We start from the raw sequence: 25,283 nt of genomic DNA, 5'->3' as shown, positions 1-25,283 counted from the left end.
GCAGACATGACCACTATTAACAAAAAGCCGTTCTACAAAGACCTCACGTTCCAAGTGATCGCTGCCATGGTGCTGGGTATTGCCTTTGGCTTCCTGGCTCCAGAACTGGCTGCCAAGTTCAAGATTCTCGGCGATATCTTCCTTAAGCTGATCAAGACTGCCGTAGCTCCTCTGGTGTTTTTCACGGTTGTTCACGGCATCGCCTCGGCAGGCGATATCAAGCGGGTTGGCAAGGTCGGCTTACGTGCGCTGATTTACTTTGAAATCGTTTCCACCATTGCCCTGGCCATCGGCCTGCTATGGGGCAATCTGCTGAACATCGGCTCGGGCATGCACGACGCTCATCCGAGCAATGCTACGGCGGCAGCTGCCAGCGCGGCGGTCGCGAAGGGCCACGCCCCGGCCTCGACGATGGATTTCATCTACGGGATTTTCCCGGACAACTTCGTCGGCGCCTTCGCTGGCGGACAGTTGTTGCAAGTGCTGGTGATCTCGGTACTGTTCGGTTTCGCCCTGCTGGCCCTCAAGCCCGAGCGTCGCAGTGTGATCGAGGATGGTTTGAGCCGAGTCTCCGAATGCTTCTTCGAGTTCATCAACCTGATTATGAAGTTCGCACCGCTTGGCGCCTTTGGTTCGGTGGCCTACGCCGTCGGCAGCAATGGCAGCGCGGTGCTGATGTCGCTGGCAAACCTGGTGCTGATGTTCTACGTCTGCGTCGCGTTCTTCATATTTGTGGTGCTGGGTGCGGTGTGCCGTATTTCAGGCTTCAGCCTGTGGCGATTCCTCAAGTACATCAAGGATGAGATTTTCATCGTGCTCGGTACCGCTTCCTCGGAAAGCGCCCTGCCACGTCTGCTGCAAAAACTGGAGAAATTCGGTTGTTCCAAGCAGAGCGTCGGTCTGGTCTTGCCTACCGGTTATGCTTTTAATCTCGATGGCACCTCCATCTACATGTCACTCTGTGTACTGTTCATCGCCAATGCCTACGGCGTGCCGATGAGCTGGGAGCAGCAGCTGGGTACCATAGCCATCATGTTGGTGACGTCCAAGGGTGCAGCAGCGGTTTCCGGCGGGAGTTTCGTCGTGTTCGCCGCCACGGTGACGGCTATCGGTGTATTGCCAGTGGAAGGCCTCGCCCTACTGTTTGGCGTATACCGTTTCATGTCCATGGCCATCGCCACCTGCAACACAATCGGCAATAGCGTAGCGACGGTGGTGGTCTCGAAATGGTCGGGGGAATTTACCGAACAGACTGCCAAGGCCGAATACAACCGAGTGTTCGGGCGTAATCCAGAGGCAGCGCTTTAACCCATCAATGGCCTGTTGATGGGAAGTAAAGACTCCTTGAAATGACTAAATCTCTCTATCTGTAAAGGGCCCTTAAAAGGCCCTTTTTTACTCTAGAAAATTTCCGCAGGCACTGAAGACTTTCATGAGCAAAGTGTTCGCTAGGGGCCGCTTGTAGTGCTTCGCGACGGGCCACTTTCGCGGTCAAATACGCTGTCTTGCGGATTATTGAAAGACCAATGGAACACTAGTTTACGCAGGGGTAGTTGCTAGCAGCCCTGGCTACATTCCGCGTAGTGGGTATCGGTGTCTGAGCCGCTGCGCGGAACTGGCCATTGGTATTTTGCTGTCGCTCACTCTGAAACAGGTAGCAACTGATCTACATTCCCCCTCTCGGTAGAGCCTATGCTTGCGCGACAACCTTGCGCACGACATAGGGCAAGATCCCCCCCTCCTTTAAGTACAGATTTTCCTGTTGCGAATCCAGTTGTAGAATCAATGACACTGACGTCTGGGTTCCCTCAGCACAAGTGATCGTCAAACTTACCGCGTTTGCCCCCACCTGCAATTGCTCAAGTCCGCTGAAGTCCAACGATTCATTGCCCGTCAGTTGCAGGCTTTGGGAGTCGACCCCAGTTGCAAAGGTAATGGGCAAGATGCCCATGCCTATCAGGTTGCTTCGGTGTATGCGCTCAAAACTTTGCGCAATGACGGCTTTGACACCCAGGGTCGCTTGCGCCTTGGCTGCCCAGTCACGACTGGAGCCCGCCCCGTAGTTGAAACCGGCGAAAATCACCAGCGGGATATCCTCGGCGACATAGCTCAGTGCCGCATCGTAAACCCGCTGAATTGAGCCGTCGTAAGCCCTGGCAAAGCCACCCTCTGCTGGCTGTTGATCCAGCAGCTGATTTTTCACCGCCCGATTGACGAACGCGCCGCGCATCATCACTTCGTGGTTGCTGCGCCGGGTCGAGTATTGATTGAGATCGTTCGGGTTTTCGCCGCGCTCGGTCAACCACTCGCCGGCCTGGCTTTGAAGTGGAATCGCACTGGCGGGTGAGATGTGATCGGTGGTGACGTTGTCACCCAGCACCATTAACACCCGCGCGTCTTGAATCGACAACTCAGAGGAGGCCTGGGGTTTGACGTTTTGCAGATAAATGGGGCGACGCAGATAAGTCGAATTCGGCGCCCAAGGAAACTGCACACTGCCACTGGCCGACAGTGCTTGCCAGTGATGACTGCCGTCCCACAGGATGGCGTTGCGTTTGCGGAACAGGTCCGGGCGAACGGTCTGGCTGACGAGTGCCTGAATCTGCTCTTCGCTGGGCATTAGTTCATGCAGATACACATCGTTGCCCGCCGAGTCCTGACCCAACGGCTCAGTCTGGATGTCCATGTTGATGGTGCCGGCCAACGCGTAGGCGACGACCAGCGCCGGCGAGGCCAGGTAGCCGACCTGAACACGAGGATTGACCCGCCCTTCGAAGTTGCGATTGCCCGACAGCACGACCACGGTTTTCAGGCCCTGATCCGAAAAGCGCTCCATGTGTTCTTCGAGGCTGCCAGAGTTACCAATGCAGGTCATGCAACCAAACCCGGCCAGGTCGAAACCCAAGGCCGAGAAGTCGCTCAGCAGATCGGCTTTTTCCAGGTAGTCCGCGACTACGCGCGATCCGGGCGACAGGGATGTCTTGACCCAAGGTTTGCTGCGCAAACCGCGACGCTGAGCGTTGCGGGCCAGCAATCCGGCCTGGATCATCTGGCTCGGGTTCGCGGTGTTGGTGCAACTGGTGATCGCCGCAAGGGAAATGGCGCCGTGGGTCAGCGGCTGGCCAAACGAAGGCTCGAAGTACTCGGTCTCAGTGTCCGAGGAGCGAGCAATCACGCCCTCCCGCTCACCCAGAATATCCTGGCGAAAGGACGGTGCGGCGTCCGCCAGTTTGCGCCACTGATGTGGCTGATGAGGCCCGGCGACACTCGGTTCGATGGCCGCCAGGTCCAGCTCGATCAAGTTATCGAAATGCGGCTCGGGCAACGAGTCGTGGCGCCATAGGCCTTGCGCTTCGAGGTACGCTTCAATGCGCGCAATAGTGTCCTCACTCCTCCCGGTCAGATGCATATATTCCATCGTGCTGTCGTCGAACGGGAAGAACACCACGGTGGCGCCATACTCGGGAGCCATGTTCGACAACGTACCGCGCGCTGCCCAACTGAGTTTCGACAAACCAGGCCCGCAAAACTCGACGAACTTGCCCACCACGCCCTTCGCACGCAGCATCTGGGTGATGCGCAAGGCCAGATCAGTAGCCGTCACGCCGGGCCGCAGTTCGTTGCTCAAGCGTATGCCGACAACCTCAGGAAAGCTGATCGGCACCGGCTCGCCCAGCATGGCAGCCTGCCCTTCCAGCCCGCCCACGCCCCAGCCCAGCACGCCGATGGCGTTGATCATGGGCGTGTGGCTGTCGGTCGCGACGATATCGTCAGGATGCAGCAGCGGCTGGCCGTCGGCAGTCTGGCTTTCCCAGACAACAGTCGCCAGTGACTCCATGTTGACCTGGTGAATGATCCCGGTACCGGGTGGAACCACCTTGAAATTGGTCAGACTCTTTTGTGCCCACTTGATGAATTCATAGCGCTCGGAGTTGCGGCGGTAATCGATGTCCAGGTTCTTCTCGACTGCGTCCGCCTCGGCGTAACGCTCGACAATTACCGAGTGGTCAATGACCAGCACCGCCGGAATCATCGGATTCATGGTTTCCGGTGCACCGCCCATTTCCGCCACCATATCGCGCATGCCGGCAAAATCAGCCAGCGCCGGCAGGCACGTCGTGTCGTGGAACATCAACCGGTTGGGATAAAAAGGCACTTCGCAGGCCGGCGCGCCTTCGCGTATGCACTCAATTAAATTGTCCAGAGACGCCGGTGAACAACGCGCCACATTCTCCAGAAGAATGCGGATCGAATAGGGCAAGCTGAAGAGCTCGTTCGGGGTCAGAATCTTGTGCAGATCCACGTAGATGTAACGGCTATCGCCCACTTGCAGGTGGCTTTGATGACGTGCGTCGATGGCTGAAATCATGGGCTTATCATTCACCGGTTGAGTGCATGAGCAAACGACTCTGTACGGTCGTTCAGTTGGACCCAGCGTAACCAAACGCCGACCCGAGTAAAATTGAGCGTTGAGCAAGCCATCGTTCGTCCACGGAGAACGCAGCCTTGATGAGCCTGAAATTGTCAGGAACTACGCGCTTCCCTACTCTCAGGGCCTACAACAATTTCTCTGGAGAACACCCATGCTCGCCCCTACTGCAGACGTCCTTAAGGATCTCGCACCGAACGGCGTGCTCAGAGCCGCCATCAATTTTGGCAATCCGGTTCTGGCACAACGCAATGCCGACACAGGACAACCTCAAGGCGTGTCCGTCAGCCTTGCCTTGGCACTCGGCAAGCAACTGGGCGTCTCCGTGGAGTTCATCACTTATGATGCCGCCGGCAAGGTGTTCGAAGCCTTGGCGGACAAGCAATGGAATATCGCGTTCCTCGCCATCGAACCTGTGCGCGAGGCCCAGGTCGCCTTTAGCGAACCATACGTGATCATCGAAGGCACTTATCTGGTCAAGAACAGCTCCCCGTTCTTCAAGATGGAAGATTTGGATCAGCCCGGCGTACGGATCGCCGTTGGCAGAGGTGCTGCTTACGACTTGTACCTGAGCCGAACCCAACAGCACGCGACCCTCGTCCGTGCGCCGACATCCGCTGGCGCGGTCGATCTGTTTCTCGATGAAAACCTGGAGGCTGCTGCGGGGGTGCGCCAGCCACTGCTCAAGGTTGCCGAAGCCAATAGAGAACTGCGTGTGCTGGACGGTTACTTCACGTCGATTCGCCAAGCGATGGGCGTTCCTGTGCAATGTGTCGCGGGTGCGGCTTACGTCAGGGCGTTCCTGGAAGAACAGAAAGCCAACGGCTTCGTCCTCAAGGCACTCGTCGACAGCGGTCAGAGCGACGTCACCGTCGCCCCCTTGCAGGACCATTAACACATCGCATATGGCAGGTTGAAACGCACTTGCCCGCTCAGCGGCGAAGGCGTTTCAACCAGACTTTGTGCACCGGTTCGGCACAGAGCATCACCACCACCAGACGCATGATTTGCATCGCCGTGACAACGCCGACACCCAGGTTCAGGGCTTCGGCCGTCAGGTACATCTCCGTACTGCTTCCCGGCATCATGCCCAACGCCAGGGTCAACACCGGAAAGCCCAGCAAATAGCCTATTCCAAGCGCCAGTACCAGGGTGCAGAAGATCATGATCAGGTTGAATAGCGAGACCTTGAGCAAGAACTTCGGCGAAGCCCTGAAAAACTGTCGATCAAAATACCCGCCGAGCGCGCATCCGATCATGAGCTGGCCGTAATGACTGAGCTCCACAGGCAGCGCAGTTTGCAAATTGAAGCTGGCCGTGAACAACGCGCACAGGGCCATCGGCCCGAACATCCAGGGGTTCGGTAGCTTGTAGCGCTTCCAGATCATTGCCGTCAACGCCCCACCGATCAGCAACGGTAGCAGCCAATACCAATCACTGGGCAAACGTGCATGGACCACTGCCGGAGAGATTTTCGCGGTAAAAAACATCGCGGTCGGGACACAGAGAACAATCAACACCAAGCGTACGCTGTGAGCCGCGGCGATCTGGCTGACGTCAGCCTTGTGCCTGATGCCTGACTGGATCATTTCTGAAAAGTTGGCGGGCATGAAGGCGAAGAACGCGGTCGTCAGGTCCATTCCTCGACGGCGCATGAACTCGACGCCGAGCAGTGCCAGGAACAGGGTCAGAAACGCCGCGAACAGCATCATCGCGAAATGCCCGAGGATCTGCTCGAGCACCACTGGCGTAAAGTGCAAGCCGATGGACGTTGCGATCATCCACTGCCCGGTCAGGCGGCCATTGGGAATCTCCCCCACCCGCCAGCCCAGACAACGCACCAGGATCACCGCCAACATTGATCCAATGATCCAGGGCAAAGGCCAGTTCAGGTAGCTGGCAAGCAGAGCCCCGGCAATTCCCACCAACGGTGTTGCCCACCACAATTCCATTGAGGTGAAAAACGCTTTCATGCCCTCGATCCACCGAAGATCATGCATACCGGACTTCCCGTCTCGACAACTTCACCCGTCGGGGTCAAGGCTCCAGTCGCCGGATCAACACAGAAAACCACGATCGTATCGCTGTCCTCATTGGCGACGAACATGGCTTTTCCGTCGGGTGACAACGCAAAAAATCGTGGTGTCCGGCCTTCCGTTGGCGTCGCCGATTCAAACGTCAGCCAACCCGATTGCGGGTCGATTCTGAAGACCGTGATGGTGTCGCTGCCTCTGTTCGAGGCGTACAGGAATCGCCCCGCTCCATCGACTTCGATCTCTGCCGCCGTGCTGTCGCCGGTAAAAGAATCAGGTAGCGCAGAGATCACCTGCTGTGGCTGAAGCTCGCCGCTTTCGTTGTTGAAGCAGTAGGTGCCGACGGTGGAGTCCAGCTCATTGACCGAGTAGACCACCGACAGCCCGGGATGAAACGCCACATGCCGAGGCCCCGCCCCTTTGCGAGTGGCCACAAACGGGCAAGCAGCCGGCAGCAGCTTGCCCAGTTGCGAATCGAATCGATAGATGAAGATTCGGTCCAACCCTTTGTCCGGCACCACCACATTTTTTCCACTGGGATCAAATGGATTGAAATGAGGTTTCGGGCCTTTTTGCTCAAGCCGATGGGGTCCGATCGGCCCTTCGGTCAGCACCTGCTCACAGAGTTCGCCCAGCTCACCCGAGGCGAGGATCGGCAGAACAACGACTGAACCACTGTAATGATTGCTCACAACCAGAAAACCACCATCCGGTGAAATCGCCAGGTGCGCGGGATTGTGGCCTTGGGTGCTTTGGCTATTGAGATAGCTCAGCGTGCCATCGGAGTTGATTCTGAACGCACTTGCTTGATCCGTATCGCCATGGACGCAATACAGAAAATCCTGTTGCTTGCTGATGGCCAGAAAAGACGGGTTTACCAAGCCATCGACCAACTGCACATGAGTCAGGCATCCCGTTTGCGGGTCGACGCTGTAGACGTTAATCCCGTTACCCCGAGCATTTCTTTCACGAGTGGTACGACAGCCAACGTAAATAAACATGAGCTCATCTCAAAGGGTGAATTGAACGGCGCCTGTCACGCGGTCAAGTGCGCGACGAACGCGCGGGCAGTCGGTGGCAAGGATTCGAATCGACGAGCAACGATCTGCAACTGACGCTTGGCCCAAGGCTCGGCCAGCGTCACAGCCTGTAATTGAAAAGGACGCAGATAAGGGCGCAGTACATCGCGAGGCAAAATGCAGATACCCAGATTGGTCGAGACCATCCGGCACATGCACTCAAAACTGGAAACGCGAACCCGCTGCCTGACCGTCTGCCCTAACAATGCAGCTTGCTCAGTCAGTAGCAGGTGCACAGAACTTTCTACGTGAGGACCGATGAATTCATAGTGCAACGCCTGATCGAACGTGGCGTGCGCGTGCCCCGCCAGTGGATGGTGCTCGGGAACCGCGATTACCAATTCGTCCACGCGATAGGCCAGTGCTTCCAGCCCCAGGGATGGCGTCTGTTCGGCAATGATGCCGACGTCCGCACGACCGTCCGAGACTGCTCGGACGATCGCGGCACCGACGCGCTCCTCGACGTCGAATTTGATGTCGGGATAGGTTTCCAGGAACGTGCCGATGTCCAGGCTCAGCTGTTGTGCCAGCGCGGAGGTAATGGCGTGCAAGCGAACGTGACCTTTGATGCCCGCACCGTACTCACTTAGCTCCTGATCCATTTTTTGGAGTGTTTCATTGAGCTGCAAAGCATAGTGACGAAGCGACTGTCCAGCAGGAGTGAGCTCCATTCCTCGTGGGTAGCGAATGAACAACGCAGAGCCCACTTTTTCTTCAAGCTCGCTGATCCGTTTACTCACCGCGGACGTCGCCAGGTGGCAGAGTTGCGAAGCCTTTGTCAGGTTGCGCTGCTCTGCCACTGCCATGAAGATTTCGAGACTCAACAGATCATGGCGCATTGGCCAATGCCTTCTCAAAGAAGTCTACTGTTCCGAAATTGCCGGACTTCAGCGCCAGGGCTACCGGGTCGTCCCGCATGCCGAGCGTCCATGGGACGCCGGGATCAATCGTCGCTCCGATTCTCAGCGCCTTGATCTTCAGTGCCTTGACCACAGCACCCGACGTTTCGCCACCTGCCACCACGAGCTTGCGCACGCCCATCTCATATAGGCCAACAGCCACGGCGGACAGCGCGTCTTCAACGATCTGCCCAGCGGCTTCAGCACCGAGCTTCTGCTGGGCAAGCTTGACCGTCTCTGGCTGCGCACTGCCGTAAATCAGAATCGGTCCTTGCTGAATCAAGTCTTTCGCCCAGGCGAGTGCTTGGGCTACCTGATCATGACCATTCGCCAGGAGCAGTGGATCAAGGGAGAAACTCGGACGGCTCTTTTGCCAGTGCTCGACCTGGCCGTTGGTCGCCACTGAACAACTGCCGGAAACTACCGCGCCCAACCCTTCAATGGCGGGTAGCACCGAAGCTGTCTCGGATTTACCGAGTAAACCTGCACGGCGGAAGTTTTCAGGTAGACCCAGCGCAACGCCGGACCCGCCGGTAACGAGCTTATGGTCTGCAACGGCCCCGCCGATCGCATACAGATCCTCGTCGTCGATCGCGTCGACGATGGCGTATCCCTGGCCCTGCGCCTCAAGGTTACTCAAGGCCGTCGAAATGGCTTGCGCGCCTTTGCTGACGACCGAACGTGCAACGAGCCCAACCGGCTTAAGCGTCTGTTGCTGCAACACCCGAACCAGATTGGAGTCGGTCATGGGCGTCAACGGATGATTGCGCATCCCGGATTCGCTTAACAACTGATCGCCAACGAACAGATGACCGTTAAATATGGTGCGTTTGTTTTCCGGAAATGCAGGGCAAGCCACGGCGAATGACACACCCAGTGCATCGGCGAGGGCATCCGCCACCGGGCCGATGTTCCCGCGAGACGTGGAATCAAACGTCGAGCAGTATTTGAAAAAAAACTGTTGGCAATCCGCACCACGCAACCACTCCAACGCTTCGAGCGACTGAGTAACGGCCTCTTCGGGACTGATGGTGCGGCTTTTCAGGGCAATGACGACAGCATCGATATCGTCCGGCAACGGCCCTTCAGGTACGCCAATCACTTGCAGGGTGCGCATTCCGCCACGCACTAAAGTGCTGGCCAGATCCGTACCGCCGGTGAAGTCGTCAGCGATGCAACCGAGTAGTAATTGACTCACTGCTCTCTCCTCTAGCCCTCTCCTTGGATGACCTCAAGGAAGAACAGGCATTTCTTGTTATTAATCCCGCAAGCGGGCGGCATGACTGGCATGCCGCCCGAGTCGATCAGCCCAGGAGCACCTTGGCGACGGCTTCACCGAAAGCTTTGGTACCGCTGGAACCGCCCAGATCCGGAGTGCGCTGCTTAGGATCTTTCAGAACCGCATCGACAGCCTTGTCCATTTCCAGGCCGGCGTTGATCAATGCTTCATTGTTATGGTGCTCGCCCATCCACTGCAGGAGCATGCCAACGGAGAGGATCATTGAGACCGGGTTGGCCTTGTCCTGACCGGCGATATCCGGTGCGGAGCCATGCTGTGCCTGGGCGCAGCAATGAACATCGCTGGCCATAGTCGACCCGGCGAGACCCAGGCTGCCCGAAAGTTCGCTGGCGAGGTCACTGATAATGTCGCCGTAGAAGTTCGTGGCTACCAGTACGTCGAAGCGTTCAGGGCTGCGCACCAGGTGAGCCGTCGACGCATCGACGAGCAAATCGTCCAAAGCGACTTCAGGGAAGTCCTTCGCTACATTGCGAACGCATTCCAGGAACAGGCCATCGGTCATGTGGAAGCTGTTGGCTTTGTGAATGGCGGTGACCTTCTTGCCACGTTTCATAGCCAGCTCGAACGCGCGACGAGCAATTCGCTCGCTGCAATGACGTGTGATTTTACGCGTGGATAAAGCCATATCAGGGGTTGGCATTACTTCACCCCAACCACGACTCATATTGCGGTCCGGATAAAAACCTTCAGTCGCTTCACGCATGATCACCAGGTCCATCGTCTTGCCTTCCTTCATGTTCGAAGTCAGGAATGGACGAGTGCGGGCAGGACGCACGTTGGCATAGAGATCCAGGCCGATACGAAAGCCCGCGGAAACGTTACGACCGCCCTTTTCAGGGACTGGATAGTCGGCGTGCGATTGGGTGCCGAGAATGATGCCGTCGTAGCCTTTGGCCTTTTCCAACACTTCATCACGCAAGGTGGTGCCATATTTGTCCAGGCTCGTAAAACCGACATCGTCGTAATCGAAGCTCAAGCCCAGATCGAATTTTGTGTTGGCTGCGTTCAGCACCGACATCGAAGACTCAACGATTTCTGGACCAATACCATCACCAGGAAGAACCAAAATACGCATCGCAAACCCCTTACTTATTGTTTGAGCTGAATTTTTCGAAGCCGGTGTGTCAAAAACCAGCTCCGCTTATGTATATCGTAAATACAAAGTACAATACTGGCGAGGCGAAGTTCTTAACCATTTGCTCCCGCTCGTCCTGAGATTTTTCCGGAGCAGTGCCGTTCTCGCCTTCGACAGATTGCATTTTATTGCATGAATATTCACTTTGTGCAATCTTTTCGCTCAACGGTCATCCACCAATCGAAGCAGAAGAATCCTCCATGACAGTTAAAACATCCGATCTGTGCGATCAGTACCCAGACTCAATTCGCGTTCTGACCCCAATGTTTCAGGACTTTGGCGGCAAGAATGACTTCCAGGGACGTGCCTTCACCCTGAAATGCTTTGAGGACAATTCCAGGATCAAGGAAATAAGCAGTTTGCCAGGCCAAGGTAGAGTGCTGGTGGTAGACGGCGGGGGTAGTGATCGCTTTGCGTTGTTCGGTGATGTGATTGCTGAGGACCTGCTGAAGAACGGCTGGGCCGGCGTGTTGATCTACGGATACATCCGCGACAAAGCCGCTCTGCGCGAGATGCCGATCGCGATCAAGGCACTGGGCACTTCACCGCGCAAGACCGTCAAGCGTAACGAGGGACAAATCGGAATAACGCTGGAGTTCGCCGGACACTCCATCGCTGACGGCGACCAGTTGTTCGGCGACGATGACGGCGTGGTGGTGCTGAACGAACCGCGCCTTAACTGACCACAGAGACCTCAAGGCTGCGCTGGTACTCCAGCTCATCCTTGGCCTCTTTGTCGGTTTTTTGCCGCCCGACGACATCTAGGTGGTTGCGCAGGAACTCCGCGGCAGCCTCTCGCTGTCCACTTTCTATGAGATCCAGAAGTTGGATGTGTTCTTTACATTGGTTGATCAGCCGAGGCCGATCCACGTTGGCCTTGTAGGCCATGAAGCGACGCAACTGGTTCTGCCGGCGGATAGCTTCCAGAAAAAAAGCGTTGCCCGAACAGCGGACCACCAGCTCATGAAGCTGCGCACCGATCTGGAACAGCTGCGATCGCGACAAGGTGAAAATGTCGCCATCCAGCAATTGCTGCTGGACTTCCCGGGCTTTGGCAAACGCGGCCTTATCCACCTCGTAGCCAGGCTCCAGTACGGCAGCCGGCTCGATCGCCATGCGAAAACGGTAGCTCTGAATATGCGCCTTGGAGTCGTGCAAAAAACTGTTGATCTCCCACCCCTGCCCCGGCTTGCGCTCAATCATTGCCTCATTTGCCAACCGGGTCAGAACCTTCATGAGCTGCCCTCTGGGCACCTCATATCGGCGCATCAGTTCAGCTTCAAAAAAAGTCGTGGGGATGTCGCCGCGCAAGACGTCGTCAACTACACGCAGATAGAAGTCTTCAAACGGGTCGACATCCAGGGGGAGTTTGCGGCTGTCGATGCCTCGCGCGTCAGCCGTCAGGAAATAGCCCCGATTCGGCTCCTTGGTGGCCAGGCCCAACTCGGCCAGCAATGCGAAACCACGTCGTATAGGCGAACGCGAAACCCCCAACTCCTTGGCGAAAGATTCTTCGCGCAGCGGATCACCGGCACGCATCGATCTGGCTCGCGCCATATCGATGATCTTCGGAGCCAACTGCTCCGCAAGGTCTTTTTTGATCTTGGGCTTCATTTTGGATGGTTCGCCCGCCAAGGGTTGTTCGAGATTCAATTGATGAAACCAGTATTCGAGGTGTGAAAGAAAAAATACCACACCTGATGACCAGCCACACTCCGCTGCACTACAGGTGACACAGAGTCCGCCCAATCAATCCATTACAACTCGGGGAAACATCATGACCGCACCACGCATTTATTTGATCCATGCAACGCCGGTAGCCATTGCACCCATCACTGAAGCGTTCACACGGCTCTGGCCCGAAGCCAGGCTGGCCAATCTGCTGGAAGACTCGCTTTCCAGTGACCTGGCGCAAGCCGGTGAACTCACGCCGGCATTGAATGAGCGCTTTTTGAAACTCGCTACCTATGCCGCAGAGTCGGGTGCTGATGCGATCTTGTTCACCTGCTCGGCATTCGGCGACGCCATTGATCGGTGCAAACGCGCCCTGAGCATCCCGGTGCTGAAACCGAACGAAGCCATGATAGAGGAAGTCATCCAACGGACTCGAAAAATTTCCATCCTCGCGACCTTCGAGCCTGCCATCGCATCGATGACTGAAGAGTTTCAGAGCTATGCCCGGCAGCAAGGTGTCGAGATCGAACTCAACACCTTTGTCTGCCCTGGGGCATTCGACGAGCTGCGCAAGGGAAACACTGATCGTCACGACGCTTTGATTGTCGATAGCGCTCGAACGCCAACGAACAGCGAACTGCTGTGTTTCGCGCAATTTTCCATGACCAGCGCAGCGCAACAGGCGAGCCAAGTGAGCGGCCTGCCAGTATTGACCACACCTGACAGCGCTGTGTTGAAACTGCGTAGCCTTCTGCAAGCCTGATGCAGTTTCAAAGATTGAAGGAGTAAGACATGACAAGGTTGAATGCACACATTGGTTTCCAGTTTACGGAGTTACCCTTCCTGAAGCGGTTTTCAGCAGCCGCAAAAGCAGGGTTTGAAGCGGTCGAGTTCCCCTCGCCCTATGAATATGAAGCGACGCAGATAGCGCAGCTTCTGCATGAGCACCAGCTCGCAATGGTGCAATTTGCCGCGCCATCCGGGTCCACAAAAGGCAATACCGGTATTTGCAGCTCGAAGCAGGTCTTCCTCTCGGAACTGACCCTGGCCGTTGAATACGCAAAGGTGCTCGACTGCAAAATGGTTCACCTGATGTCAGGTGTGTCGCAGGCTGAGCTTGGGGTGATTGCCAATAGCAGCGTTTACCGTCGCAATCTGAAGTACGCGGCTGAGTTCTTGTCTGGAGAAGGCATTGAGCCTTTGATTGAAGTCATCAGCTCAAATGAGGTCCCAGGCTACCTGATGAGCTGCTTCGACTTTGCAGAGGAGATGTTGGAGGCCATACCAAACCTTGGTCTGATCCTGGACACCTATCACACCGAACTACTCGGTGAGGATTGCCTTCGAACGCTCAATCGATGGTGGTCGCGGGTGAAGCATATCCAGGTGGCCGACTTCCCAGGTCGCAATGAACCAGGTACAGGCGATATTGATTTCCCGAAGCTGCTCTCGATGCTGGAAGACCGTGCATATCAGGGCTGGGTGGGCTGCGAATATCGCCCTCGCTCCAACACGACTGACGGTCTCGATGACTTATGGCGGACCATGAAACCTAATCCCCATGAAAATGACCGTTGGTAAGAAATCGTTTCCTTCTGGAGAAATTGTACTGCGTTACCTTGCAAAACAATTACGAGTGGAGTTTATTAGGGTCCAGTAGCCCTTGAAGGTTGCACGAAATGCTCCCCACAAAAAACACAAAAGGAGTTAACGCATGACCAAGAAGATCGCCTTTGTCACAGCTGGCATGGGAAACCTGGGAACTGCCGTTTGCCAGCGACTCGCTCGAGATGGATTTAGCGTTGTCGCAGGCTGCGGCCCAAATTCCCCACTGAAAGACACTTGGCTAGCCCAGCAAAAAGAGCTCGGCTTTAACTTCATTGCCTCCGAAGGAAGCGTCGCTGATTGGGACTCTTGCCACCAAGCGTTTGAGCTGATCAAGAAAAATGTCGGACCAGTCGATGTCCTGATCAACAACGCCGGCACCGCTCGCAACGTTGTCTTTCAGGAAATGCAGCCCTATGACTGGACAACCGTCATCGACACAAACCTCAATTCACTGTTCAACGTGACCAAACAGGTTATCGATGGCATGACCGAAAGAGGCTGGGGACGTGTCATCAACATCTCTTCAGTCAATGCCCAGCTGGGCCAGGTGGGTCAGGTCAACTACTCCACCGCCAAGTCGGCAATCCGGGGTTTCACCCGCGCTTTGGCACGAGAAGTAGGCTCCCGCGGCGTCACGGTCAATACCGTATCTCCTGGTTACATTGCCACTCCAAAGCTCAAATCCGTCACTACCGCCGACGTCATGGACCGCATCATCCAGGACATTCCGACCCGGCGACTTGGAACACCCGAAGAAATTGCCGCCGTGTGTGCCTGGCTCGCCTCCGATGAGGCCGGGTATGCGAATGGTGCTGACTTCTCGCTCAATGGCGGCCTTCACATGAGCTGATACTCGTGTGAGACTCAGCGGCAACCCGCTGGATCAAACCAAAAATGCAGCGGGAACCTTGATGCGCTTTTTGCGCAGATCCCATAAAAATAATTGTACTTTACGTCAAGGTGATACAAATGCTCTCATTACTCGGCTACGGCATGATCGTGACCTTCATGGCACTGATCATGACCAAGCGGTTGTCGCCGCTGGTAGCGATGACAACAGTTCCGATCGTATTCGCTCTCCTGGCCGGATTTGGCCCGGATATGGGCGATATGATGATCGAAGGTTTGCGCAAGGTGGCGCCAACCGCGGTCATGGTGATGTTCGCGATCCTCTACTTCGGCGTGATGTTCGATACCGGCCTGTTCGATCCGATCATTCGCAAGTTCATCAAACTGATCAACGGCGACCCGATGAAGGCGGTGGTTTTTGCCGCGCTGCTGGCAGGCCTGGTATCGCTCGATGGCGACGGCTCGACGACCTACATGATTACCGTCACCGCGATGCTGCCGCTGTTCAAGCGCCTGCGACTCGAACCACTATCCCTTACCTGCGTGGTGATTCTTGCGGCGAGTGTGACCAATCTACTGCCATGGGGCGGTCCACTGGCTCGCGCCGCTGCGTCCTTGCAAGTCGATACTTCCGAGCTGTTTGTCCCGCTTATTCCGGTCATGGTGGTGGGTTTCCTGGGCGTTCTGGCACTGGCTTACTTCATCGGCATTCGTGAGCGTCAACGCTTGGGTGCACTTTCCCTTCCCCAGTCGCTGGGCGCTGCCGCCACCGTGTTTGACGATGAAGCTGACGACGAAGGTCTGCCATCAATGTCAGACGAAAATGCCGAGCTGCGTCGTCCAAAAATGTTCTGGTTGAACGCCGCTCTGACGATCGGCCTGATGACTGGCCTGGTGACAGAGGTGTTGCCACTTTCCATTTTGTTCATGGTCGCGTTCTCCATCGCTTTGGTGATCAACTACCCGCATATAAACGATCAGCGTCGCCGTATTTCCTCACACGCTCCAACGGCTTTGAACCAGATTGCGATCTTTCTGGCAGCCGGCATCCTGGCAGGAATTCTGTCCGGAACGGGCATGGTCAATGCGATGTCAGCGAGCTTCCTGGCTATGCTGCCAGCTACCTGGGGCCCCTACATGGCGCCGATCACTGCGTTGGCGAGTATTCCGGGCACCTTCTTCATGTCCAATGACGCCTTCTACTATGGTGTTCTGCCCGTGCTTGCCAAAGCTGCTGCAGCTTATGGCATCTCCGCAGCCGAAATCGGACGGGCTTCACTGGTGGGTCAACCGGTCCACCTGCTCAGCCCTCTCGTGGCTTCGACCTACCTGCTCTGTGGCTTGGCAGGAGTGGAGTTCAGCGACCATCAGAAATACACCATGAAATGGGCGTTCGCGCTGAGCTTCCTTATTTTGCTTGCTTGCTTGCTGCTGGGACTGTTCCCTCTGGCAGCTGCTGTCTAAGGGATAAAAGAGAAGACGTGCAGGCGTCACCGCTGCGAAACAATGAAAAGTCCCGGAAACAGAAATGTTTTCGGGATTTTTTGTGGTCGCTCAATCAGAGATCACTTTGGAGCCCCAATGCCTAGCCAAAATGACATCGCCGCCGAAAGCGGTGCACCGATGATTCCTGAACAGCGCCGTGAATTGATGCTGCGGCAGTTGCGCAAGCATCAGGTGCTGAGCGCGTTCATCAATTGATGGAAATGTTCGACTGTTCGCACATGACTATTCGCCGCGACATCGCGTTGCTGGAGCACGAAGGTCGTGCTTACTCGGTAACGGGTGGGGTGCGGATCGCCAGTCAGCTCCATAGTGAGCACAGCCATCAGCTCAGGGCGATGGTCGAGTTGCCACAGAAGCAGGCCATGGCCAACAAGGATGGCCGTGCACGCATCAAAGTGCCAACAAGGGCCTGAACATCATCGCTGCTCAAGTCACGCTGCCAATGCCCAAAGTTGTGCCGGTAGACAAGCAGAGCTTAATCAGTTCGCTGACTTTCATCGACGAGCCGCATCGCGAGTAAAGCTCTCCGTCAAAGGTACGCGGCCCGCAGTTCGTCATCTAGACCGCACTAAAGAATCGAACAGCAGGAGCAGGCCGCCAACGGTAGACCCCAAAGCGAGGGCCAACTGAATCACGGCCACCATCAGGCCACCGCCGTCCCGGGTAGCGCTTGCACAATCCAACTCCACCAGCCGATGGGTGCTGCAATAGCACCGATGGAGTGCCGGAATTGGCCAGTCAGGGGGCCCCTCTTTAGCTGATGGCGGGATGACAGAGCCGTAATGTGCCTTTGGTCGTTACTGAATTCTCATCCCATCATCCAATGGCCGCTAGGTAGGCCGGAGCAATCCGCCTGCCAAAAGCCTCTAGGACAAAATCCGATATTGGTAACACATCCGAAAAATCCACCCAGAGCCAGTCGTTTTGTAGGGGTAAAAACGCCTAAAAATAAAAAAGGGTCGCGAGATAAAATCTCGCAACCCCTTGAATTATATGGTCGGGACGGAGTGATTCGAACACTCGACCCCTAGCACCCCATGCTTGAAAATGGGCCTAATGCCCAGCATTTACTGGCTCTCCCTCTGGCGCTCGCTGCAAACGGTGCCTCACAGAGCCAAGTAGAAAATAGCGAATCCCCGAAAAAGTCCCCATCCCTTTTTGCGGCGTAATCGGGCGCAGTTGTTGACCTGACTGCCTGGCAAAACACACGCTTTTTTATACTTATGCAAACGGAAACACGCGGCAGCCAGAGGAGGTTTTGCCCAAGACGACCCAGCAAAAGCGCCTCCTGGCTTAAACGGACACCACAATCGCTTCCCTCATATGGCCAGGTGAGCGATGTCACCTCCTCGAATTATGGACGAGTCGATCAACGAAGAACTCTATATGCCCTCTGGGGGAGGCCGGCAACGGCCAAGCGTCGACCTTCAAAGCGATTTCCTGAAATGCTAGAGCGCACTTGGAGCGCGGAAAGTGTTCGTAGATTGCTCGCTGCTTCCGCACTGCCCTACGCACACTTTCATCATACGGAACCGCTCCTACATACCGTAGATTGACGTTGAGGAAGCGATCGGTGACTTTGGCCAATTTAGCAAACAGCGCGCGACCTTCCTTTGGGCTCTGCTCCATATTGACCAGCACCCGGAAACGGTCCATTCCGTAATCACGATTAAGTAGTTTGATCAGTGCGTAGGCATCAGTGATCGAGGTCGGTTCGTCGCAGATCACCAGCAAGACTTCGTAGGCCGCCCGGACGAGACTGATCACCGACGATCCGATGCCCGTAGCTGTGTCAATCACCAGCACATCGAGACTGTCACCTATTTCACTAAAGGCCTGGATCAGGCCTGCGTGTTGAGCCGGAGACAAATGCTCCATGCTCTGGATGCCTGAAGCCGCGGGGACGATTCGTATCCCACCCGGGCCGCTCAACAGTACATCGGAAAGCTCACAGCGACCTTCGATCAAATCGCCGAGTGTGTACTGCGGAGAAAGCCCCAACAGGACATCGATATTCGCCAGGCCAAAATCGCCATCAAGCAACACGACCCGCCGGCCTAATTTCGATAGCGCCAATGAAAGATTCACAGCCACAGTCGTTTTGCCGACGCCGCCCTTTCCGCCGGTCACGGCGATGACTTGCACAGAACGCACACTATCCATGTTACTGATTCCCTTCCATGTGCAACGCGTGCGAGTAGTCGCAAGCTCTTCCTAGACACGCGATGGTAGCTGAAAAGTGCAGACACATAGCACTGGCTGCATCACTGGATCACCAGAAATGCTGTAACGCACTACATGCCAGTGACGCGAACCAGAACTGCGACTGCTACGCTTACCTCTTCACGGAGGATTCGCTACACCCAGTTCAGACCTGCTCCCTTCCCTACTTTCCAAACTCAACAAAAAAACCAGCTCGCCCTCGAGGCTGCCATCAAGGAGCTCACGCTTTGGGTTGAGCAGCGCGGCGCTGCCGAAGTCGCCGACAACGTGCGTGGCGCCCTGGTCGCAATCGACCGCAATGAGTAGTTCATCAAAATGACGCTCGCGGTGATGATGACCCCGGAGTGACTTCTCGGCGGCAAAGCCTTGGATGCCGCATAGGGATCGCCAAAAGCCTTTGTAATCAAGGCCTCGTGCTAAAACTCAGCCACGAAAACCAGCCGCTTTTGAGACTCTTTAGTCACTGGTCCAAACGGTTGCGTTTTGGGGAAGAATTTCCCGCGGTCAATCCCACCTCCGGCGTCCTGCCGATCGCAATGCCTCCTCCTACAGTTCCTCACGCTGGGCTGATCCGCCACTGAAAATCCGTGACGAACTCAGTGGCAGTGCGTTGGCTGGTTTCTTCGATAAAGCCTTAGAACTGCGATTCCAATTTTGAAGCCAGATGTCAAGTCAATCTTTTGCCCAGCCAGCTATATTTCACACTTTTCAAAGCTATTGTTGGTGATTATATTCCCTGTTGTGGGGATGCCGGTTAGGCGTGATTTCATAGATGTCGGCTCGACAATCCACCTACCATTACTATCGGATCGATTATTTGTGATTGTGTTATTGTCACCCTCCACTTTCATATAGGCTTTGTTTCGGCAGAATTTATTTCCGGTGATGGTATTATTGTCGGCAAAATCTTGGTAGTACTTGCCTTCGACATCCAGCGGCTTGTCTCCGCAATCTTTTCTCTGAAGATTTGAACTTTGTCGCGACGCAATCCAAATGCCTACTTTTTCGCCATCAAACAAGTTATTTTTTATTGTATTTTCATTGCTGTGCTGCCATCGAATAACAGACATTCCTTTGCTGAAATTTTCACCGCAGTTCTTGTATAAAAATACACCACCCCCAAAATTCCCGATGAACTTATTGTTTTCCACCAGATTTTTGGCGGAGGAATCAATAGCCAGCCCTACCCTTTGGCCACTATTGGGGCCGTCGAGTTCACCGTTGTTTTTTATTGTATTGTTAAGTATGCGATTCCCCCTCGAGCTTTGGTCAAGGTATATGCCTTCCGCTTTAGATTTTTCGATTCTTGAATTTTTCAGGATTGAATTGGACACGTAACTGTGAAAATAAACACCGCCACCATCATTGGACAAAACATTTAAATTGTCCAGCGTTACGTTAGTCGGCGTTTCATTGTAGTTTTTTTCGTGATCGTTAGATCTTTTGTAGTTAGGGATCTCTGACGTCACCAAGACACCTGTCTGGGAAAAATTCTTTACCGTGCAGTTTTTAACGCTGACATTTCTCAGAGAGCGCCCTTCACTACTGATAAGAATTCCTATTTTTTCTGAGTGTTCCCCATCCAGCGTTGCGCCTTTGCAGTCGATATGCGTATTAGAGTCATTGACAGTTATGCCTTGCAGATAAGTGCAGTTCGAGTGTAACTCTATAGTACCACTTAACCTTCCGGAGTTTGGTAACTGACAGTCTTCAACCTCTTGCGCGCTCGCTGGCTGGTACCATACGGCAAACATCAACGACAAGGGAGCCATAAGAAATATTGAATCTTTAATTTTTAATTTTTTCTGGGCTAGCACAGTACTCACTTCCATAAATATTTGATTAAGCGACGGAGTGTAGTAGTGGACTACAAATCATGACGAAAATTCAGGAAACCAACCGCTCGAGGGGTATAAAGCCGACCCGACAACCCAGCTCGCCATCTTTCACCAGGAACATGAAACCGGTACGAGACGTGGTGCGGAGGGAATGACGCCCGCATTGGACCAAGGACCGCGCATCACTGAACAATGCCAGGTAGAGAAGTCCGCCCACGGACCATTCTTTCCATCCTATTGGGCGTTATGTCCGCACCGGGCCATCATAGCGGTCAATAATTGGTTTGAATGGGTAGACGAAGGCGGAGAGAAGAATCAGCCGTATCTAATCTACCGTCGAGACTTGCCAATCCTATGTGCCGCGATCGGCCAGTATTCGAATGCCGAGCATAAGCCGAGTGAGCATGACGGCTTCGTCATCATCACCGCCGACAGCGCCGGCAGTATGGTCGATATCCACGACCGCCGGCCAGTGACGCTATCGCCTGACCTTGCCCGCGAATGGCTGGACCACGCCAAAGGACCGCGCTGAACAAATGGTGATGCACCAGGCGAGCCCACCGAGGCGTTCGAGTGGTTCAAGGTTAACCGTGCGATAGGCAACGTTCGCAATCAGGGGCCTGATCTGATCAGGCCAGCAAAGGAGAGCGGCTTGCTCTAAATCGCGCCAGTGATCTCAACCGCTCCTCAGTCGTGGAATCGAAGATGACATTGAGCTGATCAAATGTCGCTTCACTCAAGCTCGGACCGATTCCAAGCCAAGCGCAACCATGGCAGCTGAAAATCTTGCCTTTATTTCTAGGAATTGTCAGATTAGTGGTTTTCTGCCATTGGAAGGCACGAATGGCAGGTACCACAGCATGGAATGAGCAGGCAACCCAATGATATTGACTGGACGCAATGTAAGTCTGAAGCAAGCAGCAGAAAGTTCTGGCGGAGTTTGGCACCCGGTAGATCTTCCTCATGATAGCTACGACTGGATAAAGCGGGAGCCCCTTAAAGTACAGTTTGGCGTTGCTGAGCTGAAAAACGTCATCGTCAATCATGCCTGGCAGATGTTTCTTCCGGATCACGACCTTTGCGTACTTGACGAAGGATATGTCAACGCCCTGAAGTGGTTTCCGATGCCGCACACCATGGAAGGCGACCGGTTTACTGCCGATGTCGACAAGCCGCTTACTGAGGTCTCAGCGCCCACGATCCTAGTCGGCGGACAAAACAATCATTGGCACATGATGATGAACTGGCTACCCCGGATCATGCTATTTGAGAAAGTGTTCGGAACCGCATCGCGCTTTTGTCTCACTATGCATCAACGGCCTCACCCATCACAGATTGAGTTTTTGCGCCTGCTCAAGATCAACACAGATAAAAGCATCATCTACAACGAGCCAGATTATGGGCTTTCCAAGGGGCTGCTTTTTTTTAAGAAGCTGTACGTCCCAACGTTTTTTTCAAACCATACGCTCAATAAAAGCGTGATCGACTGGTGGCGTACAGAAGTTTCAGCGAAGATTAATAAATCGGGTAGCCCGCTGTATAACGGCGGCATATATGCCAGCCGACAGAACGAGATGCGAATTCGCCGACGGATCAGCAACAGCCCAAAACTGGAAAAGTTTCTTTCCACAAGGGGTATCGTTCCTATTTACTGTGACGACATGTCGCTGCAGGGGCAAGTGCGAGCATTCAGTGAGGCGCCTGTTATTGTTGGTCCCCACGGTGCGCAACTAGCCAACCTGGCCTTCGCCAAGCCAGGAACTAAAGTCATACTGTTTGAGTACAAAGATATAAGCGAGTACGAGGCTTTGGCCGAAATGGCTGGCCTGGAATGCCACAAAATCATCACCCCGCAAATAGACGGCTTAAGTGAGGGCGGTCAAAAGGCTTCTGAGCCGCGGCTGCGAGACTTCATGGTGGATGTTCCTGCGGTCGAGAAGCTCCTGCCCTCGAGTACGAGACTCTGGCCGAAATGGCCGTCCTGGAGTGCCACAAAATAATTACCCCGCAAACAGACGACTTAAGCGAGGTCGGTCAAAAAATCTTTCTGAACCGCGGTTGCGAGACATAATAAATGTTCTTGCTTTCGAGAAGATCCTGCCATCGATTTGATGAACCCCAGTATATATTGCCAAATAACACCACACAGGCGCCTTCGGGCGCCTCATCTACGGCGCACTGCCGACTGTAAATCACAACTATGTAAGAATCATCAGCGCACGCTGATAGATCGTCAGCCGATCGGCTGCGCCATTTTGGCCGCCATTGATCCGCTGAGTGATCGCTTCGAGCTTCCCGGCGTCCGCCAGTTCATTCAGCTCATTGCTCGACCAGTACAAGGCCGCCGACAGCGCGGCATACTCGGGCTGCTCCAGCAATTCAGGCTTGCTCAGCAAGTCCAGATCCAGGGCTGAGCCGCATGCCTGATAGTTGACCCAGCCGGTAACCTGGATCAGTCCTCTACCCCGGTACCTCCAACCGTCGCCAGTCGCGGCAGGCCCGTTGCCCAGGCGCGAGGCGTAGACAATATTCGCGATCTGCTCGGGTTTTCGGGCGACAGCGGTAGCCGTCACCAGGTTGAACCGCTTCAGCCAAGTCCGGACCAGACCCTCGGCGCTGTAATTCAGGTTTTCGACCAGGGTGCGCAACTGGCCGGACTCATGCCCGACCTGCGCCAGGAATGTCGGCGCTGATTGAAGCTGCGAACATGGTATCAGCAACCGATTCGCGTGGACCGGTCCTGACAATCTTGAAGAGGAAGCAGGCGTGAAAAATCGGGAAGTCACGCAAAAGTCACGCACATGAAAAAGCCCAACTCGCGAAAGCTGGGCTAAGACATTGAAAAATATGGTCGGGACGGAGTGATTCGAACACTCGACCCCTAGCACCCCATCTCCTTTTTCATACTTCTTGAAAGCTTCCAAAATTTTACTCTGGATTTTTCTAAGCTAGTATTTACTTGAGCTCCAGCGGTGTTCTGCTCTAGGAGAGTCCAGGAACGTCCATCAAGAGCCGACGTTTTTGTGGGGGTAAAAGTAGGGGGAGACCATTTTATGGCCAAAATTACCATCAAAGAACTCAAGTCGCTGACTCCCAACGATGCCGGCCGAATCCTCCGGGAGGATGGCAATCTGGCCGGTCGAATCTCAGTCCGCAAGGACGGTGTGTCGGTCAGCTTTTTCTATCGTTACCGGTGGGGCGACCAGAACAAAGAGTACGCCTGCGGAACCTGGCCGCGCAAATCCCTGACAGACATCCGCAAGGCGCGTAATCAGGCCAGAGCGCTCATTGACGAGCAGATCAATCCCAACGAGCAAAAGAAAACCGCCAAGGCACAAGTATACGCCGCTGCTAACGTAGAGGCTGAACTAGTAAAAACGACGACGGTGAAAACGCTGACCGTCCAGGATCTAGCCAAGGCGTGGCTGTTGGATGGCGTGGCGCGCAAAGATGGCAATGCTGAATTGCAGCGCCGCTTTAACAAAGACCTTTTGCCAGCACTCGGCAAGACCGCAGTGAGCAGCGTCTCCGAACACGATGTTCGGGCGCTGATCCGCACCGTGATCAATCGCGGCGCTCACCGGCAAGCCATCAGCTTCTTCGCCGACCTCACCCAGATGTTCAGCTGGGCTAGAAAGCGCCAACCTTGGCGGGCGTTACTGGTTGAGGGTGATCCGACTGAACTGGTCGACATCTCCCCATTGATCCCTGCCGACTACGAAGCTGAAAGAAGCCGCATCCTTTCCCCGACTGAGCTGTTGGAATTGCACAACCGCTTCCAGCAAATGACCGCCGATTACGACGCCCTCCCCGCGGGCCAAAAATACGACGGTATTCGGCCGCTAAAGAAGGAAACGCAGCTCGCGCTCTGGATTAGCCTGGGCACGCTGTGCCGGATTGGTGAATTGCTCCAGGCGGAATGGAAAAATATCGATCTGGACCGGCAGACCTGGTTTCTCCCCAGCGAAAACGTCAAAGGCACTCGGGGCAAGAAACAGGACCACCACGTCTTCCTCTCCCCCTTCGCCCTGCATTTCTTTCAGGAGCTCAAGATACTGACGGGAGACTCCCAGTGGTGCTTTCCGAACAAGCAGGACGACGGGCATGTGGACGTAAAGGTGGTGAGTAAACAGGTCGGCGATCGCCAGGCCCGGTTCAAAAACCGCAAGGCCCTCTCACGACGGCGTCACGACGATACCCTGGTCCTGGCCGACGGCCAAAACGGCGACTGGACGCCGCATGACCTGCGCCGCACGGGCGCGACCATGATGCAGGCCTTGGGGGTCAGCCTAGACGTCATCGACCGCTGCCAAAACCATGTACTGGCCGGTTCGCGGGTGAGACGACACTACCTGCATCACGACTATGCCGAAGAGAAGAAACGTGCCTGGAATCTGTTGGGCGATCGTCTCAGTGAAGTCTTGTCCGCAACCTACGAGCACACACCGACCGAGTCGATGTTGTCGTTTCCTGCATATACCGCGAATAGTTATTTACCGCCGTCTTAAGTTGGCGTCTTTAGTGTTGCGTCGTCATCAGCGATTGACGACCCCGTGAGAAGTGGAACCGTTGTCCAACTCACTGTGCCAGTGCAGAGCGTGCCATCGGCAGCCCGGCTCCACCGAAAATATTCTCTAGCCGGTACAGCGCCAAAAGGTCGGCGAACTTCGCCGCCGTTACGTGAAGCAACAATCCTCCGGTCGGGCTGTT

18 protein-coding genes and 4 pseudogenes are annotated in these 25,283 nt (G+C 55.0%); 11 read left to right on the top strand and 11 right to left on the bottom strand.

Annotation, left to right across the window (positions count from 1 at the left end):
• Positions 1 to 6: 6 nt before the first annotated feature.
• Positions 7 to 1,308 (top strand): C4-dicarboxylate transporter DctA, encoded by a 1,302-nt coding sequence (gene dctA / locus BKX96_RS04430; RefSeq protein ID WP_077182829.1) that lies wholly within the window; start codon positions 7 to 9, stop codon positions 1,306 to 1,308.
• A 382-nt stretch (positions 1,309 to 1,690) separates the two neighbouring features.
• Here dctA and acnA read toward each other — a convergent pair whose 3' ends face one another.
• The gene (acnA, locus tag BKX96_RS04425; protein ID WP_077182828.1) at positions 1,691 to 4,369 is read right to left on the bottom strand and encodes an aconitate hydratase AcnA; all 2,679 of its coding nucleotides are present in this window, start codon (positions 4,367 to 4,369) and stop codon (positions 1,691 to 1,693) included.
• A 214-nt stretch (positions 4,370 to 4,583) separates the two neighbouring features.
• Here acnA and BKX96_RS04420 point away from each other — a divergent pair, with 214 nt between their 5' ends.
• On the top strand, positions 4,584 to 5,324 hold the full coding sequence (locus tag BKX96_RS04420) for an ABC transporter substrate-binding protein (RefSeq protein WP_077182827.1): 741 nt from the start codon (positions 4,584 to 4,586) through the stop codon (positions 5,322 to 5,324).
• A 37-nt stretch (positions 5,325 to 5,361) separates the two neighbouring features.
• Here BKX96_RS04420 and BKX96_RS04415 read toward each other — a convergent pair whose 3' ends face one another.
• The 5 genes from BKX96_RS04415 to BKX96_RS04395 form a co-directional block, all read right to left on the bottom strand.
• The gene (locus BKX96_RS04415) at positions 5,362 to 6,402 is read right to left on the bottom strand and encodes an AbrB family transcriptional regulator (RefSeq protein ID WP_082240450.1); all 1,041 of its coding nucleotides are present in this window, start codon (positions 6,400 to 6,402) and stop codon (positions 5,362 to 5,364) included.
• Positions 6,399 to 7,463: a lactonase family protein gene (locus tag BKX96_RS04410; protein ID WP_077182826.1), complete on the bottom strand. Its 1,065-nt coding sequence runs from the start codon at positions 7,461 to 7,463 to the stop codon at positions 6,399 to 6,401. Before BKX96_RS04410 ends, BKX96_RS04415 begins: the two co-directional genes overlap by 4 nt.
• A 35-nt stretch (positions 7,464 to 7,498) precedes the next feature.
• A complete protein-coding gene (locus BKX96_RS04405) occupies positions 7,499 to 8,380 on the bottom strand; it encodes a LysR family transcriptional regulator (protein ID WP_077182825.1) in 882 nt (293 codons plus the stop codon).
• The gene (otnK, locus tag BKX96_RS04400; RefSeq protein WP_077182824.1) at positions 8,370 to 9,638 is read right to left on the bottom strand and encodes a 3-oxo-tetronate kinase; all 1,269 of its coding nucleotides are present in this window, start codon (positions 9,636 to 9,638) and stop codon (positions 8,370 to 8,372) included. The genes BKX96_RS04405 and otnK overlap by 11 nt, the downstream gene beginning before the upstream one ends.
• Before the next feature lie 106 nt (positions 9,639 to 9,744).
• Entirely contained in the window at positions 9,745 to 10,815 is a 1,071-nt protein-coding gene (locus BKX96_RS04395; RefSeq protein ID WP_077182823.1) for an isocitrate/isopropylmalate dehydrogenase family protein, read from the bottom strand.
• Positions 10,816 to 11,075: 260 nt separating this feature from the next.
• Between BKX96_RS04395 and rraA the strand changes: the two genes are divergently transcribed.
• Positions 11,076 to 11,558, top strand: coding sequence for a ribonuclease E activity regulator RraA (rraA, locus tag BKX96_RS04390; RefSeq protein WP_077182822.1), 483 nt, complete (start codon positions 11,076 to 11,078; stop codon positions 11,556 to 11,558).
• On the opposite strand, the gene BKX96_RS04385 is transcribed toward rraA, so the two are convergent.
• Positions 11,551 to 12,489, bottom strand: a complete 939-nt coding sequence (locus BKX96_RS04385) for a GntR family transcriptional regulator (RefSeq protein ID WP_077182821.1) — start codon at positions 12,487 to 12,489, stop codon at positions 11,551 to 11,553. The two genes, rraA and BKX96_RS04385, sit on opposite strands and share 8 nt — an antisense overlap.
• A gap of 163 nt (positions 12,490 to 12,652) precedes the next feature.
• Between BKX96_RS04385 and BKX96_RS04380 the strand changes: the two genes are divergently transcribed.
• The 5 genes and pseudogenes from BKX96_RS04380 to BKX96_RS04360 all read left to right on the top strand — a co-directional run.
• The gene (locus tag BKX96_RS04380) at positions 12,653 to 13,312 is read left to right on the top strand and encodes an aspartate/glutamate racemase family protein (protein WP_077182820.1); all 660 of its coding nucleotides are present in this window, start codon (positions 12,653 to 12,655) and stop codon (positions 13,310 to 13,312) included.
• 29 nt (positions 13,313 to 13,341) lie between these two features.
• Positions 13,342 to 14,130 (top strand): hydroxypyruvate isomerase family protein, encoded by a 789-nt coding sequence (locus BKX96_RS04375; RefSeq protein WP_077182819.1) that lies wholly within the window; start codon positions 13,342 to 13,344, stop codon positions 14,128 to 14,130.
• Positions 14,131 to 14,263: 133 nt separating this feature from the next.
• Positions 14,264 to 15,007 carry an acetoacetyl-CoA reductase gene (gene phbB / locus BKX96_RS04370; RefSeq protein ID WP_077182818.1) on the top strand — a complete coding sequence of 248 codons (744 nt, stop codon included), beginning with the start codon at positions 14,264 to 14,266 and terminating at the stop codon, positions 15,005 to 15,007.
• Positions 15,008 to 15,126: 119 nt separating this feature from the next.
• Positions 15,127 to 16,470: a CitMHS family transporter gene (locus BKX96_RS04365; protein ID WP_077182817.1), complete on the top strand. Its 1,344-nt coding sequence runs from the start codon at positions 15,127 to 15,129 to the stop codon at positions 16,468 to 16,470.
• Positions 16,471 to 16,587: 117 nt separating this feature from the next.
• Positions 16,588 to 16,895, top strand: a pseudogene (locus BKX96_RS04360) (DeoR family transcriptional regulator); the annotation flags it as partial.
• A 204-nt stretch (positions 16,896 to 17,099) separates the two neighbouring features.
• Here BKX96_RS04360 and BKX96_RS33095 read toward each other — a convergent pair.
• The 3 genes and pseudogenes from BKX96_RS33095 to BKX96_RS04350 form a co-directional block, all read right to left on the bottom strand.
• Positions 17,100 to 17,224: pseudogene (locus tag BKX96_RS33095) on the bottom strand (MFS transporter); the annotation flags it as partial.
• 629 nt (positions 17,225 to 17,853) lie between these two features.
• Positions 17,854 to 18,675, bottom strand: coding sequence for a MinD/ParA family protein (locus tag BKX96_RS04355; RefSeq protein ID WP_077182816.1), 822 nt, complete (start codon positions 18,673 to 18,675; stop codon positions 17,854 to 17,856).
• A gap of 752 nt (positions 18,676 to 19,427) precedes the next feature.
• Positions 19,428 to 20,552, bottom strand: coding sequence for a right-handed parallel beta-helix repeat-containing protein (locus tag BKX96_RS04350; protein ID WP_077182815.1), 1,125 nt, complete (start codon positions 20,550 to 20,552; stop codon positions 19,428 to 19,430).
• A gap of 88 nt (positions 20,553 to 20,640) precedes the next feature.
• Here BKX96_RS04350 and BKX96_RS04345 point away from each other — a divergent pair.
• Positions 20,641 to 21,105 (top strand): annotated as a pseudogene (locus BKX96_RS04345) (SOS response-associated peptidase family protein); the annotation flags it as partial.
• Between the two features lie 349 nt (positions 21,106 to 21,454).
• Positions 21,455 to 22,573, top strand: coding sequence for a glycosyltransferase family 61 protein (locus BKX96_RS04340; RefSeq protein WP_077182814.1), 1,119 nt, complete (start codon positions 21,455 to 21,457; stop codon positions 22,571 to 22,573).
• A gap of 198 nt (positions 22,574 to 22,771) precedes the next feature.
• Here BKX96_RS04340 and BKX96_RS04335 read toward each other — a convergent pair.
• A pseudogene (locus tag BKX96_RS04335) lies at positions 22,772 to 23,254 on the bottom strand (glycoside hydrolase family 19 protein); the annotation flags it as partial.
• 372 nt (positions 23,255 to 23,626) lie between these two features.
• Here BKX96_RS04335 and BKX96_RS04325 point away from each other — a divergent pair.
• The gene (locus BKX96_RS04325) at positions 23,627 to 25,081 is read left to right on the top strand and encodes a tyrosine-type recombinase/integrase (RefSeq protein ID WP_077182813.1); all 1,455 of its coding nucleotides are present in this window, start codon (positions 23,627 to 23,629) and stop codon (positions 25,079 to 25,081) included.
• The last annotated feature ends 202 nt before the right edge of the window (positions 25,082 to 25,283 follow it).

Origin of the sequence: Pseudomonas putida, from assembly GCF_001976065.1 — a bacterium.
Lineage (GTDB): Bacteria > Pseudomonadota > Gammaproteobacteria > Pseudomonadales > Pseudomonadaceae > Aquipseudomonas > Aquipseudomonas serbica.
The sequence above is the reverse complement of the archived record's forward strand: the minus strand, read 5'-3'. Positions and strand labels throughout refer to the sequence as shown.

Excerpts from the sequence above, each read along its gene's own strand:
- dctA (WP_077182829.1), top strand. The coding sequence starts at position 7 with ATGACCACTATTAACAAAAAGCCGTTCTACAAAGACCTCACGTTCCAA.
- acnA (WP_077182828.1), bottom strand. The coding sequence starts at position 4,369 with ATGATTTCAGCCATCGACGCACGTCATCAAAGCCACCTGCAAGTGGGC.
- BKX96_RS04420 (WP_077182827.1), top strand. The coding sequence starts at position 4,584 with ATGCTCGCCCCTACTGCAGACGTCCTTAAGGATCTCGCACCGAACGGC.
- BKX96_RS04415 (WP_082240450.1), bottom strand. The coding sequence starts at position 6,402 with ATGAAAGCGTTTTTCACCTCAATGGAATTGTGGTGGGCAACACCGTTG.
- BKX96_RS04410 (WP_077182826.1), bottom strand. The coding sequence starts at position 7,463 with ATGTTTATTTACGTTGGCTGTCGTACCACTCGTGAAAGAAATGCTCGG.
- BKX96_RS04405 (WP_077182825.1), bottom strand. The coding sequence starts at position 8,380 with ATGCGCCATGATCTGTTGAGTCTCGAAATCTTCATGGCAGTGGCAGAG.
- BKX96_RS04395 (WP_077182823.1), bottom strand. The coding sequence starts at position 10,815 with ATGCGTATTTTGGTTCTTCCTGGTGATGGTATTGGTCCAGAAATCGTT.
- rraA (WP_077182822.1), top strand. The coding sequence starts at position 11,076 with ATGACAGTTAAAACATCCGATCTGTGCGATCAGTACCCAGACTCAATT.
- BKX96_RS04385 (WP_077182821.1), bottom strand. The coding sequence starts at position 12,489 with ATGAAGCCCAAGATCAAAAAAGACCTTGCGGAGCAGTTGGCTCCGAAG.
- BKX96_RS04380 (WP_077182820.1), top strand. The coding sequence starts at position 12,653 with ATGACCGCACCACGCATTTATTTGATCCATGCAACGCCGGTAGCCATT.
- BKX96_RS04375 (WP_077182819.1), top strand. The coding sequence starts at position 13,342 with ATGACAAGGTTGAATGCACACATTGGTTTCCAGTTTACGGAGTTACCC.
- phbB (WP_077182818.1), top strand. The coding sequence starts at position 14,264 with ATGACCAAGAAGATCGCCTTTGTCACAGCTGGCATGGGAAACCTGGGA.
- BKX96_RS04365 (WP_077182817.1), top strand. The coding sequence starts at position 15,127 with ATGCTCTCATTACTCGGCTACGGCATGATCGTGACCTTCATGGCACTG.
- BKX96_RS04355 (WP_077182816.1), bottom strand. The coding sequence starts at position 18,675 with ATGGATAGTGTGCGTTCTGTGCAAGTCATCGCCGTGACCGGCGGAAAG.
- BKX96_RS04340 (WP_077182814.1), top strand. The coding sequence starts at position 21,455 with ATGATATTGACTGGACGCAATGTAAGTCTGAAGCAAGCAGCAGAAAGT.
- BKX96_RS04325 (WP_077182813.1), top strand. The coding sequence starts at position 23,627 with ATGGCCAAAATTACCATCAAAGAACTCAAGTCGCTGACTCCCAACGAT.